General features: G+C 43.4%; 14 protein-coding genes and 1 pseudogene. 13 read left to right on the plus strand and 2 right to left on the minus strand.

Translation table 11 applies throughout. The features are described 5' to 3' along the window. The 3 genes and pseudogenes from ACRYKC_RS10035 to ACRYKC_RS10045 all read left to right on the plus strand — a co-directional run. A pseudogene (locus tag ACRYKC_RS10035) lies at positions 1-262 on the plus strand (hypothetical protein); the annotation flags it as partial. A 15-nt stretch (positions 263-277) separates the two neighbouring features. Next, on the plus strand, positions 278-643 hold the full coding sequence (gene gvpU / locus ACRYKC_RS10040; protein WP_433806599.1) for a gas vesicle accessory protein GvpU: 366 nt from the start codon (positions 278-280) through the stop codon (positions 641-643). A 136-nt stretch (positions 644-779) separates the two neighbouring features. Next, positions 780-1,916 carry a CdaR family transcriptional regulator gene (locus ACRYKC_RS10045; RefSeq protein WP_433806600.1) on the plus strand — a complete coding sequence of 379 codons (1,137 nt, stop codon included), beginning with the start codon at positions 780-782 and terminating at the stop codon, positions 1,914-1,916. A gap of 53 nt (positions 1,917-1,969) precedes the next feature. On the opposite strand, the gene ACRYKC_RS10050 is transcribed toward ACRYKC_RS10045, so the two are convergent. After that, a complete protein-coding gene (locus ACRYKC_RS10050; protein ID WP_433806601.1) occupies positions 1,970-3,298 on the minus strand; it encodes a (Fe-S)-binding protein in 1,329 nt (442 codons plus the stop codon). Beyond that, positions 3,295-4,710 carry a glycolate oxidase subunit GlcD gene (glcD, locus tag ACRYKC_RS10055; RefSeq protein ID WP_433806602.1) on the minus strand — a complete coding sequence of 472 codons (1,416 nt, stop codon included), beginning with the start codon at positions 4,708-4,710 and terminating at the stop codon, positions 3,295-3,297. Before glcD ends, ACRYKC_RS10050 begins: the two co-directional genes overlap by 4 nt. Positions 4,711-5,035: 325 nt before the next feature. On the opposite strand from glcD, the gene ACRYKC_RS10060 reads away from it, so the two are divergent. From ACRYKC_RS10060 to ACRYKC_RS10105, 10 genes are all read left to right on the plus strand, one after another. Then, the gene (locus ACRYKC_RS10060; RefSeq protein ID WP_433806603.1) at positions 5,036-6,205 is read left to right on the plus strand and encodes an acyl-CoA dehydrogenase family protein; all 1,170 of its coding nucleotides are present in this window, start codon (positions 5,036-5,038) and stop codon (positions 6,203-6,205) included. 28 nt (positions 6,206-6,233) lie between these two features. After that, the gene (gene fabG, locus ACRYKC_RS10065) at positions 6,234-6,998 is read left to right on the plus strand and encodes a 3-oxoacyl-ACP reductase FabG (RefSeq protein WP_433806604.1); all 765 of its coding nucleotides are present in this window, start codon (positions 6,234-6,236) and stop codon (positions 6,996-6,998) included. Positions 6,999-7,015: 17 nt separating this feature from the next. Further along, positions 7,016-7,465 (plus strand): MaoC family dehydratase N-terminal domain-containing protein, encoded by a 450-nt coding sequence (locus ACRYKC_RS10070; protein ID WP_433806605.1) that lies wholly within the window; start codon positions 7,016-7,018, stop codon positions 7,463-7,465. Continuing rightward, positions 7,462-7,875 carry a MaoC/PaaZ C-terminal domain-containing protein gene (locus ACRYKC_RS10075; RefSeq protein WP_433806606.1) on the plus strand — a complete coding sequence of 138 codons (414 nt, stop codon included), beginning with the start codon at positions 7,462-7,464 and terminating at the stop codon, positions 7,873-7,875. Before ACRYKC_RS10070 ends, ACRYKC_RS10075 begins: the two co-directional genes overlap by 4 nt. Before the next feature lie 11 nt (positions 7,876-7,886). Continuing rightward, positions 7,887-9,116 carry an acyl-CoA dehydrogenase gene (locus ACRYKC_RS10080; protein ID WP_433806607.1) on the plus strand — a complete coding sequence of 410 codons (1,230 nt, stop codon included), beginning with the start codon at positions 7,887-7,889 and terminating at the stop codon, positions 9,114-9,116. Continuing rightward, complete coding sequence (locus ACRYKC_RS10085; protein WP_433806608.1) at positions 9,106-9,879, plus strand: SDR family oxidoreductase; 774 nt, start codon at positions 9,106-9,108, stop codon at positions 9,877-9,879. The genes ACRYKC_RS10080 and ACRYKC_RS10085 overlap by 11 nt, the downstream gene beginning before the upstream one ends. A 26-nt stretch (positions 9,880-9,905) precedes the next feature. After that, positions 9,906-11,078 carry a thiolase family protein gene (locus ACRYKC_RS10090; protein WP_433806609.1) on the plus strand — a complete coding sequence of 391 codons (1,173 nt, stop codon included), beginning with the start codon at positions 9,906-9,908 and terminating at the stop codon, positions 11,076-11,078. A gap of 73 nt (positions 11,079-11,151) precedes the next feature. Then, complete coding sequence (locus ACRYKC_RS10095; RefSeq protein WP_433806610.1) at positions 11,152-11,721, plus strand: TetR/AcrR family transcriptional regulator; 570 nt, start codon at positions 11,152-11,154, stop codon at positions 11,719-11,721. 66 nt (positions 11,722-11,787) lie between these two features. Next, positions 11,788-12,192 carry an acyl-CoA thioesterase gene (locus ACRYKC_RS10100; protein WP_433806611.1) on the plus strand — a complete coding sequence of 135 codons (405 nt, stop codon included), beginning with the start codon at positions 11,788-11,790 and terminating at the stop codon, positions 12,190-12,192. Positions 12,193-12,213: 21 nt separating this feature from the next. After that, positions 12,214-12,981, plus strand: a complete 768-nt coding sequence (locus ACRYKC_RS10105) for an SDR family NAD(P)-dependent oxidoreductase (protein ID WP_433806612.1) — start codon at positions 12,214-12,216, stop codon at positions 12,979-12,981. Positions 12,982-13,048 lie beyond the last annotated feature (67 nt).

Below are 13,048 nucleotides of genomic sequence, written 5' to 3' on the forward strand. Positions count from 1 at the left end.
AGCCGCTTCCTCTGAAGAAGACGATCAAAATGATGAGAGCGACAAGAAGGAGCAAACGAACCAAAAGTCACCTGAAAGCAAAGAAGAAAACTCTTCAGATGATCAGGACGGTTCAAAAGAAGCAGCCGCTTCCTCTGAAGAAGACAATCAAAGTGACCAGAACGATCTGAATGAACAAAATGAAAAAAAGACAGCTGGATCTGATAGTTCCCAAGATGTGAAGACGGGGCTTTCTTCTAAAGATGATACAAATAAGTTATAAAAAGGGGATGAAGTAATGGATAATTTGTTGTTAACATTCGTGAAAGCGGCTAATCAACAAGATTTTTCTCTGGATATTACATTGAACGTTAATGGAGCGCTCGTGACGGGCACAACGGTATCCGCCCAAAAATATTTAGAGTCGATCAGCAGGTCGTTGGAAGATGGCAATGACGTTTCCCAGTCCATTAGTGAAAAATTATCGAAAGCCAGTCAATCTGCAAAAGAATCGGATCAGGATGAAATCAAATTTATTCATCTCAAAGATGCACAGGTTTACAATGGCGACTCTCTGCCAACACCTTCTGAGGAGAAATTCTTTTGGAGAGGGAAAGCTGAAGATGTAGATGGTTTCTTCTTAGGAAAAATTGATGCTAAATAGGGTAGATAATTAGAGCTTTGCAGAGATGCAAAGCTCTTTTAATTTGAAGATTTGAAGAAGTATTATAAAAGTTTGTCACTCCTTTAAACCTCTATATAATAGACAAATAGGATAAAAGAGAAAGTAGGTATTGAGAATGCAGTTATTACCAGAACTCGCCGAGAAGATTATTCAGGAAGTCAGTTTAGTTATAAATGAAGATTTGATCGTCGTTGACCGAACTGGGTTAATCATCGCTTCCACAAAAGTAGATCGCGTTGGAGACTTTCACGAAATTGCTCACAGAGTCGTCCAGACCAGGCAGAAATATTATATTACTGAAGCCGAGGCGTTGAAGGTTAGCCGAGTTAAAGCTGGAATTAACTTGCCTATATTTTTTGAAAATAGGGTCATAGGAGTACTTGGGATTACGGGACCACCTTCTCAGATTGAAGGTTTCGCTGAACTCCTTCGTAAAATGACAGAACTTATGATTCGAGAGACGTATTATACAGAACAGAAAGAATCAGAAAGCAGGGGGTTAGAAGCCTATTTCTATGAGTGGGTGTTTTCAAAGGAAGTCGATCAGACGTTCATACATAGAGGACAGCTCTTAGGGGTATCAATCGGGAAGCCTTATCTGTGTATATTATTTCAAGTCCGCTCAATCAAAGAAAAACAAAGAGTGGACGCAGCCATGATGGATTGGTTCAAAAACCTTTTTCCTAAAAATGCTAACGATATGTTCATTCGCTGGGGAGAGGGGAGGTATCTATTACTTAAACATGTGAGAGAGGATGAGCCGAAACAGGACATTCGAGAACATTTGTATAGATGGAAAAGGTACTTCAAGACGAATTATGAAATAAACCTTTGTGCGGGAATGAGTAAATCCACGATCACTTACGATTTGCACCGAGCTTACGAAGAAGCGGAAAAAGCATTAAAGGTTGCCTTAAGCAAGCAACACATTGTGATGTATGAAGAGCTTGTACTTGATATTGTGTTAGAAGAAATCAGCGGAGACACGAAAGAGGAATTTACAAACCGTGTATTATCTGGAATTCAAGATAAACCTGAATTATTGCATACGTTAAAGGTGTTTTTACTTCAAAATCAATCGGTTAAAGATACAGCAAACGCTATGAACATTCATATCAATACCCTTCATTATCGGCTAAAACAAATCAAGGATCTTACTACGCTGGACCCCCGGAACTCGGAGGGCATTACTTTATTTTATATTGCTTTGAGCTTTATTGGAGAAGATTTGCATCACTCTCGTTCTCAGTAATTTGCGTGAAAAATCACCCCTGCCTTGCAGGAAATAAGGCAGGGGCTGATGGATTATATATTTGCTTCTTCATAAGCTTTTAACAGTAAATCAACGATATGAACGGCTTCCACTTCTTCACTGAGCCCTTCTCTTTCTATTCCCAGTTTCATTTGTAAAAGACAGCCTGGGTTGGCTGTGACTACTGTTTTGGCTTTTGCCTCTTTTGTCTTTTCCATTTTATAATCTAATATTTGCATAGACATTTCCGGCTGGACAAGATTATAAATCCCTGCTGAGCCGCAGCACCTTGAAGCATCTTTCATTTCTACGTAACTGGACCCTTGAATCGCTTCAAGCAGTTGTCTTGGTTCAATGAATGTTTTCTGACCATTTTTTAAATGACAAGAATCCTGGTAGGTGATGATTTGCTGGTCTAACTTTAACGGTTTCTTATGAAAGTCGAGCTCTACTAAAATTTTACTAATATCTTTGATTTTTAAAGATAAGTTTTCTGCACGTTCTTTCCATTCTTCTTCGTCCTTTAAAAGATGCTTATAATCGACTAAAAATGCTCCGCATCCTCCTGCGTTCGTGATGATATAGTCGACTTCTGCTTTTTCAAAGGCTTTAATATTTCTTTTGGCTAACTCTTTAGCCTGATCTTTTTCACCGCTGTGTCCGTGCAACGCTCCACAGCATCCTTGATTTTCAGGGACCACGATTTCACAGCCGGCGTACTGAAGAAGTTTTGCGGTTGCATTATTGGTGGAGAGGAACATGGTGTCCATTAGGCAGCCTGAGAAGAAGGCGACTTTTTTCTTTTTTTGTTGTAGCGGTTTGTAATAGCGTGGTCTGTTTTTCATTTCTTTCCGCTTAGGTACTTCTGGAAGAACCTTTTCCATTGTACGAAGTGAATCTGGAAACAGCTTCATGATTCCCGATTTTCTAGTCAGTTGTTGCACGCCGGAGCGTTGGTAAAATCCTAATAAGTTTGTAACCCCGATCATCCGGTTTTGATGAGGAAACAGACCTTTAAAGGCGACATTGCGTATCGCCTTCACATGTTTAGGCAGATCTTTATTCTGATAGATGACGTCCCTTGCCTGTTCAAGCAGGTGGCCATAGTTGACGCCTGCGGGGCAAACGGGTTCACAGGCTCGACAGCCAAGACACATATCAAGCGATTGCTTCACATCTTCATCTGGTTCGATGACTCCATCGACAACCCCTTTCATCAAGGCGATTCGTCCTCTTGGCGAATGAACTTCATCATAGTCAGATTCGATATAAGTGGGACAGCTGGGCAGACAAAATCCACAGCGCATGCAATTTAATAGTTCATCATAGTCCATTTTTTCCTTAAAATCCTGCTGGATTCTTTCTTTTTCTTTCGTATTCATGATTGACTCACCACCACTCTTTTTGGACTGTTCTTCGCAAAGATTTTTCCTGGATTCATAATATTGTTTGGATCGAATGCTTTTTTAATATTTCTCATTGCACCAATACCTGCTTCGCCTAGCTTGAGGTGCAGATAGTCAGCTTTCATTGCACCAACCCCATGTTCTCCCGTAATGGTTCCGCCCAGCTCCACAGCTTTTTCAAAAATCTCTTCAAATGCTTGTTCCACTCGATGAATTTCTTCTTTATCCCTGACATCTGTCAGGCAGGTTGGGTGAAGGTTTCCATCTCCTGCATGACCGAATGTACAAATATCGACGTCATATTTCTCTGCGATTATGGCGATCGCCTCGACCATATTTGCGATTTCAGAGCGAGGTACCGTGGCATCTTCAAGGATGGTTGTCGGTTTCAATCTTGCCAGAGCAGATAAGGCTGATCTCCTTGCAGTCGTAAGAGCCTCTGCTTCCTCCGGTGATTTTGCTACATCTACTTGAATGGCATGGTTCTCTCTACAAATTTCAGCCATTTTATGTATGTCTTTGTCCACGGATTGAGCGTCTCCATCCTGTTCAATTAATAACACGGCTTTGACATCAGTAGGTAATCCGATGTTTGAGAAATCTTCCACAACTTTTAAGGTAGGCTGGTCTAGAAATTCAAGAGTGGTTGGAATAATGCGATTCGATAATATTTTCGAGACCGTCTGGGCTGCTGCGTGTATATCCTCATATAAGGCAAGCATCGTTTTTTTCGTTTCTGGGAGAGGCAAAAGTTTAAGTGTTATTTCCGTAACAATTCCTAAGGTGCCTTCGGAGCCGACAAATAATCTCGTTAAATCGTATCCGGCAACGTCCTTGGCAAGCTTTCCACCCGCCCGAATGATATCCCCATTAGGAAGAACGACTTCAAGACCCATGACATAGTCGCGGGTAACACCGTATTTCAGACCTCTTAACCCTCCGGAGTTTTCGTTGATATTTCCTCCAATTTGAGAGATCTTCATTGAACTAGGATCAGGCGGGTAAAACAAACCCAATTTTTCTACTTCAGTTATTAAGTGAAGGGTGTTCACACCTGGCTGGGTCGTAATCGTCAAATTATTTTCATCGATTTCAAGAATGTTGTTCATATGCTTGAATAATAAAACGATACCTCCATCAATCGGAGTAGTTCCAGCGCTCAGGTTAGTTCCGGAACCTCGTGGCACGATGGGAACCTTGTTTTCGTTACATAGTTTCATAATTTCAGCTATTTCCTGCGTGTTCTTCGGAGAAACAATAGCATCAGGAAGAGACTGAAATTGGGGGGTAGCATCATACGAATACGCCAATTTGCTTGCATTCGAAGCAGCTACATTTTTTTCGCCAACAATATCCTCTAATTGCTTTTTGACTTGATCTGTGAACATGGAAAGTCTCCTTTGGAAAAAATAGCTTTACTTTAATTTTAGATCATCTTTGAGTTAAACTATATGGATATTTGCACAATTATTTATGTATATAATTGATGATTATTGTAGGTTTACACATTTTAATGGTGCTTCAGAGAAAATACTTTAGGTACCTGATTGGTAATTAGAAAGATAGATTGACAAGAAATTTCAAAATACATGTTGTATTTTCCGAAAATTTCAAATAATATAAAATAAAACATACTAACCGGTAGGTATGTATTACCTACTTATAGAAAACATCATGGATTTTCTAAAAAACTTAAAGATTGGGGATAGTTGAATGCATTTACGTTTAACGGATGAACAACAAATGGTTCAAAAAACGATCCGTAAGTTTGTGGAAAAAGAATTGATCCCACTTGAAAATGAAGTACTGCGAAACGAGAGAGAAGGAAAGCCTAGTATTTCCAAAGATAAAATGCAAGAGTTGCAAATGAAGGCGAAAGAAGCAGGATTCTGGGGAATCAACACTCCGGAGGAATACGGAGGTGCCGACTTAGGGCAAATGATGCTTGCCATCGTTCAGATGGAAGTGGCACGCACATTCGTTCCTTTCCAGTTTGGAGGTTCCGCCGATAATATTTTGTATTACGGTAATGAAGAACAAAAAGAAAAATATCTCCTTCCTACGATTAATGGTGAGAAAAAATCCTGCTTCGCAATGACGGAGCCTGGGGCAGGCTCGGACACGAGAAATATTCGCATGACCGCTGTAAAAGAAGGCGATGAATGGGTGTTAAATGGAGAAAAAACTTTTATCACTGGAGGAAACGAAGCTGATTTTACGATGGCGATTGCGATTACTGACAGAGAATTGCACAAATCTTCCGGCGGCCGTAAAGGAGTGACGTGCTTCATTGTGGACCGTGATATGGGATGGAAGTCAGAATACATCCATACGATGGGCGAATGGGGACCAGCTGCACTTGTATTTGATAACGTTCGTGTCCCGGAAGAGAACATTTTAGGTGAGGTTCATGGCGGTTATGATCTTGGTCTTGAATGGATTGGCTTTGCCCGGTGGATTGTGGGAGCAAGAGCAGTTGGAGCGGCAGAGCGGTTGTTGAACATGGCGATCGATTACGCTAATGAACGTGAAACGTTTGGAAAACCAATCGCAACGCGCCAAGCCATTCAGTGGCAAATTGCTGACTCAGCGGTGGAAATTGAAGCAGCAAAATGGCTCGTCTTAAATGCGGCCTTCACGCTTGACCAGGGTGAGGACAACAGGCATGTAGCCTCTATCGCTAAGCTGTACGGAGCCAATATGGGGAACAGGGTCGTTGATCGTGTACTGCAAATCCATGGCGGAATGGGGTACACAAGAGAATTGCCGATTGAACGCTGGTACCGTGAAGCGCGCTTATGGAGGATTTATGATGGGACGGACGAAATTCAGCGCTTGATTATTTCCAGGAATCTGTTAAAAGGACACGTAAAAATCGGCTAAGAAAGATCTTACCAGGGAGGGATTTATGATGGCAGGACGATTTAATAATAAGGTTGCTTTTGTAACAGGAGGCAGCCGAGGAATTGGAAAAGGGATATCCCAACGGTTCTTAGAAGAGGGAGCTAAAGTGGCGATTATCGATGTGAACGAAGAAGCCCTTTCTGAAACGGAGAGTGAGTTCAAGGAACAGGGATACGAGGTTCATTGTCAGGTAGCAAATGTCGTGGAATTCGAACAGGTTCAAAATGCGATGAAAGAAGTCTATGACAAGTTCGGTTCTCTTGACATCCTTGTGAACAATGCCGGAGTTATACGTGATAACATGTTATTCAAAATGACGGACTCCGATTGGGATACGGTGATGGATGTTCACTTAAAAGGCTCCTTTAATGCTGCGCGTGCAGCTCAGCAATACATGGTGGAAAACAAGTATGGCCGCATCATTAACATCTCTTCGACCTCAGCACTCGGCAACCGTGGCCAGGCAAATTATGCTACAGCAAAAGCTGGTCTTCAAGGGTTTACGAAAACCCTGGCCATTGAATTAGGGAAGTTTGGGATCACGGCCAATGCAGTCGCTCCCGGTTTTATTGAAACCGAAATGACAAAAGAGACAGCTGCCCGCATCGGAATTTCCTTTGAAGAACTAATTCAGCACAGTGTGGCCAATATCCCAGTTGCAAGAAGCGGAAAGCCTGAAGATATTGCAAATGCAGTTGCCTTTTATGCGGACGAGAAGTCGTCGTTCGTCAACGGCCAGGTGCTGTATGTTGCAGGGGGTCCAAAAGATTAATTCAAGGAGGGCGTAATATGTTTGAACATACGATTGGTAAACAGTCCGATAAAGTGAAAAACACTGTGGAGCGTGGCGCAGTCAAGAGTTTTGCAGAAGCTATTGGTGATCCGCATCCCATATTTATTGATGAGGAGACGGGCAGGCAGTCTCCTTACAGAGCGAACATCGCTCCACCAACTTTTCCACGAGTCTTTGATTATGGAGCTATTGATGAGCTGAAACTTCCTTCTAAAGGTTTAATTCACGGTGAGCAAATCTATCACTATGAACGGCCGCTGCTCGTAGGGGAAGACATTCTTTGCTATACCGAAGTGAAAGACTACTATGAACGAAGCGGAAAAAGCGGGGATATGGGCTTTTTGAAAGTGAAAAGATACGGCACAGATTTTGATGGAGGGCTTATATTTTCTGAAGAGCAAACGGTCATTATCACGGAAGCTGTGCGAAAGGAGATGAAGGTATGAGTGCAATAACGACATTGCAAAAAGGCGATTCACTGGAACCAGTGACTCTTGAACCTGTCTCTAGAATCGATTTGATCAAATATGCAGGTGCTTCCGGTGATTATAATCCGATCCACACTATTGATGAAGAGGCAGAAAAAGCTGGTTTACCAGGTATCATTGCCCATGGTATGTGGACGATGGGAAATCTCGCCAAACTTTTCACACTGTATTATGAAGAAGGATTCATTCAGGACTACTCGATTCGATTCAAAGGCATGGTTTTCCTCGGAGATGTGCTTACCTTACATGCGGTTCTAGTGGAAGAGGATGAACATGAAATGGCCTTTGATGTACAGGCTGTCAATCAGAACGATGAAGCTGTAATTAAAGGTAAAGTCTTGTTTTCCAGAAAAGTCCCTACATATTAAGGAGGAATCTCATGGACTTTGATTACTCACCTAAAGTTAAACAGTGGCAGGAAAGCTTAAATGCTTTTATGAAAGAGCATATCTACCCGAACGAATCGGTGTATGAAGAGCAGCTGAACCAACAGGACCGCTTTTCAGACATCCCTCCGATCATGGAAGAATTAAAGGCAAAGGCGAAAGAGGCCGGCCTTTGGAACCTTTTCCTGCCAGATAGCGAGTACGGAGCTGATTTGTCGAACTTGGAATATGCTCCTCTCTGTGAAATCATGGGGCGTTCAAGTCTGGCACCTGAAGTATTCAATTGTGCCGCACCGGACACGGGGAACATGGAAGTGCTCGTTCGTTATGGATCGGAAGAGCAGAAGAAACAGTGGCTTGAACCTTTGCTTGAAGGAGAAATACGCTCCTGCTTTTCTATGACAGAACCTGATGTGGCTTCATCGGATGCAACCAATGTCCAAACAGAGATTAAAAGAGATGGTGACGAGTACGTAATAAACGGTACGAAATGGTGGTCTTCAGGAGCCGGGGATCCGCGTTGTAAAGTGAGTATCGTGATGGGAAAAAATGATCCGGATGCCCCAAAATATGATCAGCAATCGATGATTCTTGTACCGCTCGATACTGAAGGAGTTACCATTAAACGTACTCTGCCTGTTTTTGGGTATGATCACGCTCCTCATGGCCATGCGGAAATTGAGTTTAAAGACGTGCGTGTCCCTGCCTCCAACCTGATTTGGGGAGAAGGTAAAGGGTTCGCCATTGCACAAGGACGGTTGGGGCCTGGACGAATCCACCACTGTATGCGGACGATCGGTGCTGCGGAACGTGCGCTGGAAGTGATGTGTGACCGCGTGCAGGAACGAGAGGCGTTTGGAAAACCTTTAGCTGAGCAGGGAGTGATCCGAGAATGGATCGCTGATTCCAGAATCGAGATTGAACAGGCCCGCCTGCTTACTTTAAAGGCCGCTCACATGATGGATACAGTCGGCAACAAGGAAGCAAAATCTGAGATTGCCATGATCAAGGTAGTTGCTCCGAATATGGCTTTAAAAGTTATTGATCGAGCAATCCAAGCCTTTGGTGCGGCTGGTGTAAGTCAGGATACTCCGCTTGCAGCGGCGTGGGCGAATATTCGTACGCTAAGGCTTGCTGATGGTCCTGATGAAGTTCACCGTAGAGCCGTTGCTAAATATGAATTGAAAAAGTCCGAGCACAGGAGGGCTGTCCATGCACGCTAAAGAGCTTTTCGACCTGACCGGCAAAGTTGCTATTGTGACAGGTGGAGGAAGAGGACTCGGAAAGCAAATTGCTGAAGGGCTAGCCGAGTCTGGAGCTCACGTGGTGGTTTGTTCCCGAAAGGTGGATGCTTGTAAAGAAGTAAGTGAAAAACTTAAACAACTCGGGGTTGATTCCCTTGCTCTTGAGTGTGACGTAACAAACCCCGATAGTATGCAAGAGCTCGTCGATCAAACGGTCGATCACTTTGGCAGAATCGATATTCTCGTCAACAACAGTGGTGCCACATGGGGAGCTCCTGTGGAGGAGATGCCACTGGAAGCCTGGCAAAAAGTCTTTAATGTAAACGTTACGGGTACCTTTCTCATGTCGCAGTTGGCTGGAAAAGTGATGCTTGAACAGGGAGAAGGCACGATTATTAATATTGCCTCTGTTGCTGGCTTGAAAGGTTCTGATCCAAAGTATATGAATACGATCGGTTATAACTCCAGCAAAGGGGCTGTTCTTACATTTACGAAAGATTTAGCTGTTAAATGGGGACCTAAAGGCATCCGTGTGAATGCGATCGCTCCAGGTTTCTTCCCGACAAAAATGTCTAAAGTGCTTATGGATAGAGGGAAGGATACATTTATAGAAGGCACACCACTAAGAAAATTCGGTGGTGAAGATGACTTGAAAGGCGCTGCCATTTTCTTATCTGCACCAGCTTCCAAGCACATCACCGGAGATGTAGTCATTGTAGATGGCGGTACACATGCTATGTAAGGCATTTTACAAAAAGGAGTGAAACGATGACACAACGAGATGCGGTAATCGTGTCAGCTGTTCGAACGGCTATTGGCAAGCAGGGAGGTGCCCTGGCTACCGTTCCTGCTCACGTATTAGGAGCAGAGGTTATTAAGGAAAGCGTCAAGCGGGCTAAGGTTGATCCAGAATCCATTGAAGATGTCATCTTTGGGAATGTGTTGAGCGGTGGAGGGAATGTAGCTAGGCTTTCTGCTTTGCAGACAGGACTTTCTATGAAGCTCCCAGGTTTAACGGTTGACAGGCAGTGTGGCTCGGGGTTAAATGCCATTCATTTGGCGGCGCAGGCAATAAAAGCAGGTGATGGAGACGTGTATGTAGCTGGAGGCACAGAAAGTATGAGCCGTGCTCCTTACTTGATGGATCGACCTGAAAGAGCCTATAGTCCAGCCCCGCCGAAATTCAGTAAATCTCAACTATCTCCTAAAGAAATTGGAGATCCGCCAATGGGGATTACAGCAGAAAATCTAGCAGAGAAATACGAGATTAAGAGAGAAGATGCCGATCGATTTGCCCAGCAGAGTCAGGAACGCATGGCTGCTGCTATGGAAGACGGTAGATTTAAAGAACAAATTGTTCCGCTTAAGATTCCTGTTAGAAAAGGGGACCCGGTTGTATTTAAAGAAGATGAACATCCACGGCCTCAATCGACGCTGGAAGGAATGGCTAAGCTGCGGCCGGCTTTTCTTGAAGATGGAACAGTAACGGCGGGGAACAGCTCTGGTCTAAATGATGCAGCTTCTGCGCTTACGTTAATGTCGAGAGCAAAAGCAGAGGAAGATGGTGTATCTCCATTGGCCACTGTCAGGGCTTGCACAGTTGCTGGAGTTGATCCAAACATTATGGGAATCGGACCTGTGCCTGCCACCCAAACCGTGTTAGAGAAAACGGGTCTAAGCCTTGAGGACATGGATATTATTGAAATCAATGAAGCATTTGCTGCTCAAGTATTAGCATGTAATCAAGAACTACAGATGAATATGGAAAAGGTGAACGTCAATGGCGGGGCTATTGCCCACGGACATCCGCTAGGAGCAACGGGAGCGATCCTTGCAACGAAAGCGATTTACGAATTGAAACGGACGAGCGGAAGATATGCGTTGATTACCGCCTGTATCGGTGGCGGCCAAGGCATCGCTATGATTCTCGAACGCGAGTAGAAAATCGAAGTTTTTGCGAGATTTAGGAATGTTATAATGTTATATCATCCCTAAATGAAAGGACAATGTACCTATGAAACTAAAAATCATGGATATCAGCATTCATCTGTTTGATAAAAAAGGGTTCACCGAAACATCAATTCAGGAAATTGTGGATGAGCTTGGTGTAACAAAAGGAACGTTTTATTATTACTTCAAAAATAAACAAGAGCTTTTAACAAATATCCACCTTAATTTCATTGAATATTTGTTGGAGAGACAGCAGGAAATACTGAACGATGAGTCAAAGGATAGCAGGGAAAAGCTAAGGTCCATGATCTTAATGGTTATCTCAAGCATTAAGCACAGAAAAAAGAGTGCGAGAATATTCTTTAGAGAAATGCGCAATCTTGAGGGGCAATATTTGGACCAGAACATCCAGAAAAGGGATCAGTTTCGGAAGAATCTCCAGACATTAGTGGAAGAAGGTATGGAAAAAGGGGATTTTCAGAATCACTTGAGTCCTGATATGGTCACCCGTGGAATACTCGGGATGACGAACTGGAGTTACTACTGGTATAACCCTGACGGTGAAGTCTCAGAGGAAGAATTGACTTCCATCTATCTTGAAATGATCCTGCATGGCATCGACAAAAAAGCGTAAGGCCTCTCCCCGTCAATGGGAGATTCTACTTATAACATACTAACTGGTCAGAATGGAGGTGAGCTCTTGAAATATGAAGTGCCTGTAAGAGTTCGGTTTTGTGAAACAGATATGGCAGGACACGTGAATAATACGAGTTACTTCATTTACTTAGAAGAAGCGAGAGGCAAATTTTTTGAAGAAGTGATTCCGAATCATTCCAATTCGTTCGGCCGATTCATTATTGCTTCAACGACATGCGATTTTGTCAGTCAAGCTTATTTTGGACAATCCTTAACCATCTCTTCGTGGGTTTCCAACATCGGAAATAAAAGCTTTCGCTTCGGCCATCGCATCGAGACGGAGGATATGGGAGAGGTGATCGCGGAAGCAGAAGCAACGATCGTTCATTTCAATTATGAAACACAGAAAAGTGAGTCTATTCCTGCAGATCTCCGTTCTGTATTGGAAAGTCACCTTGTCCTCAGTTGAAGAAAAGGAGGTCATTTACCTATGGAACGATTTACAGACACGGTTGCCGTTGTGACCGGCGCAGGAAGCGGAATCGGAGAGCAGACAGCTTTGCTGCTTGCCGAAGATGGGGCGACCGTCATTTTAGTTGGACGGACGCCGTCGAAACTCGAGCGGGTAGCTGCCATCATCAATGAGAAACAGGACTCAAAAGCGGTTGTTTTTCAAGCAGATGTTACAAAAGAAGAAGATATAGAAGCGCTGAGAGATTTTGTTCAAGATAATTACGGAGAGCTCCACGTACTGATTAACAATGCGGGTACCTCAGGTAATACAACCATTTTAGAGATGGAAGCATCAGAATGGGACCGGATCCAGGATGCCAATGTAAAAAGTGTTTATCTCGTATCTAAAAGTCTTGGACGCTTGATGATCGATGAAGATCAGAAGGAAAGTAATCGAGCGATCGTCAATGTCGCTTCTTTGTCCGGACATAAAGCAGGGGCGAAAATCCCTCATTACAGCTCTTCAAAGGCGGCTGTCATTCATTTTTCCAAGTCTCTTGCACTCGAATTAGCTCCTCATGGAGTTCGAGTGAACTCCGTTTCCCCAGGCTTTGCTGAAACACCGCTCACGGAAGAGGGGCTGAAAAATGGGAAGTTTGAACAGGCGATCAAAAGAAATACCGCATTAGGGCGAGTAGGTAAACCGGAAGAAATCGCTCAGGTCATCGCTTTTGCTGCTTCTAAAGAAGCTTCTTATATGACAGGATCAGATTTGCTCGTGGATGGGGGATGGCTAATCAAATAACAGGTTAGTCTAGCACGAAATGATAACGCTTACAAAAGGTTCGCCAACTGGAAAAATAGAGTAAAGG

This window comes from Halobacillus sp. A1-3 (assembly GCF_050971765.1).
Classification (GTDB): Bacteria; Bacillota; Bacilli; order Bacillales; family Halobacillaceae; genus Halobacillus; species Halobacillus mangrovi_B.

Bases quoted from the DNA above. Each gene is read 5' to 3' on its own strand.
- ACRYKC_RS10075 (WP_433806606.1), top strand. From the start codon at position 7,462: ATGAGTGCAATAACGACATTGCAAAAAGGCGATTCACTGGAACCAGTG.
- ACRYKC_RS10105 (WP_433806612.1), top strand. From the start codon at position 12,214: ATGGAACGATTTACAGACACGGTTGCCGTTGTGACCGGCGCAGGAAGC.
- ACRYKC_RS10085 (WP_433806608.1), top strand. From the start codon at position 9,106: ATGCACGCTAAAGAGCTTTTCGACCTGACCGGCAAAGTTGCTATTGTG.
- ACRYKC_RS10070 (WP_433806605.1), top strand. From the start codon at position 7,016: ATGTTTGAACATACGATTGGTAAACAGTCCGATAAAGTGAAAAACACT.
- fabG (WP_433806604.1), top strand. From the start codon at position 6,234: ATGGCAGGACGATTTAATAATAAGGTTGCTTTTGTAACAGGAGGCAGC.
- ACRYKC_RS10080 (WP_433806607.1), top strand. From the start codon at position 7,887: ATGGACTTTGATTACTCACCTAAAGTTAAACAGTGGCAGGAAAGCTTA.
- glcD (WP_433806602.1), bottom strand. From the start codon at position 4,710: ATGTTCACAGATCAAGTCAAAAAGCAATTAGAGGATATTGTTGGCGAA.
- ACRYKC_RS10045 (WP_433806600.1), top strand. From the start codon at position 780: ATGCAGTTATTACCAGAACTCGCCGAGAAGATTATTCAGGAAGTCAGT.
- gvpU (WP_433806599.1), top strand. From the start codon at position 278: ATGGATAATTTGTTGTTAACATTCGTGAAAGCGGCTAATCAACAAGAT.
- ACRYKC_RS10060 (WP_433806603.1), top strand. From the start codon at position 5,036: ATGCATTTACGTTTAACGGATGAACAACAAATGGTTCAAAAAACGATC.
- ACRYKC_RS10095 (WP_433806610.1), top strand. From the start codon at position 11,152: ATGAAACTAAAAATCATGGATATCAGCATTCATCTGTTTGATAAAAAA.
- ACRYKC_RS10050 (WP_433806601.1), bottom strand. From the start codon at position 3,298: ATGAATACGAAAGAAAAAGAAAGAATCCAGCAGGATTTTAAGGAAAAA.
- ACRYKC_RS10090 (WP_433806609.1), top strand. From the start codon at position 9,906: ATGACACAACGAGATGCGGTAATCGTGTCAGCTGTTCGAACGGCTATT.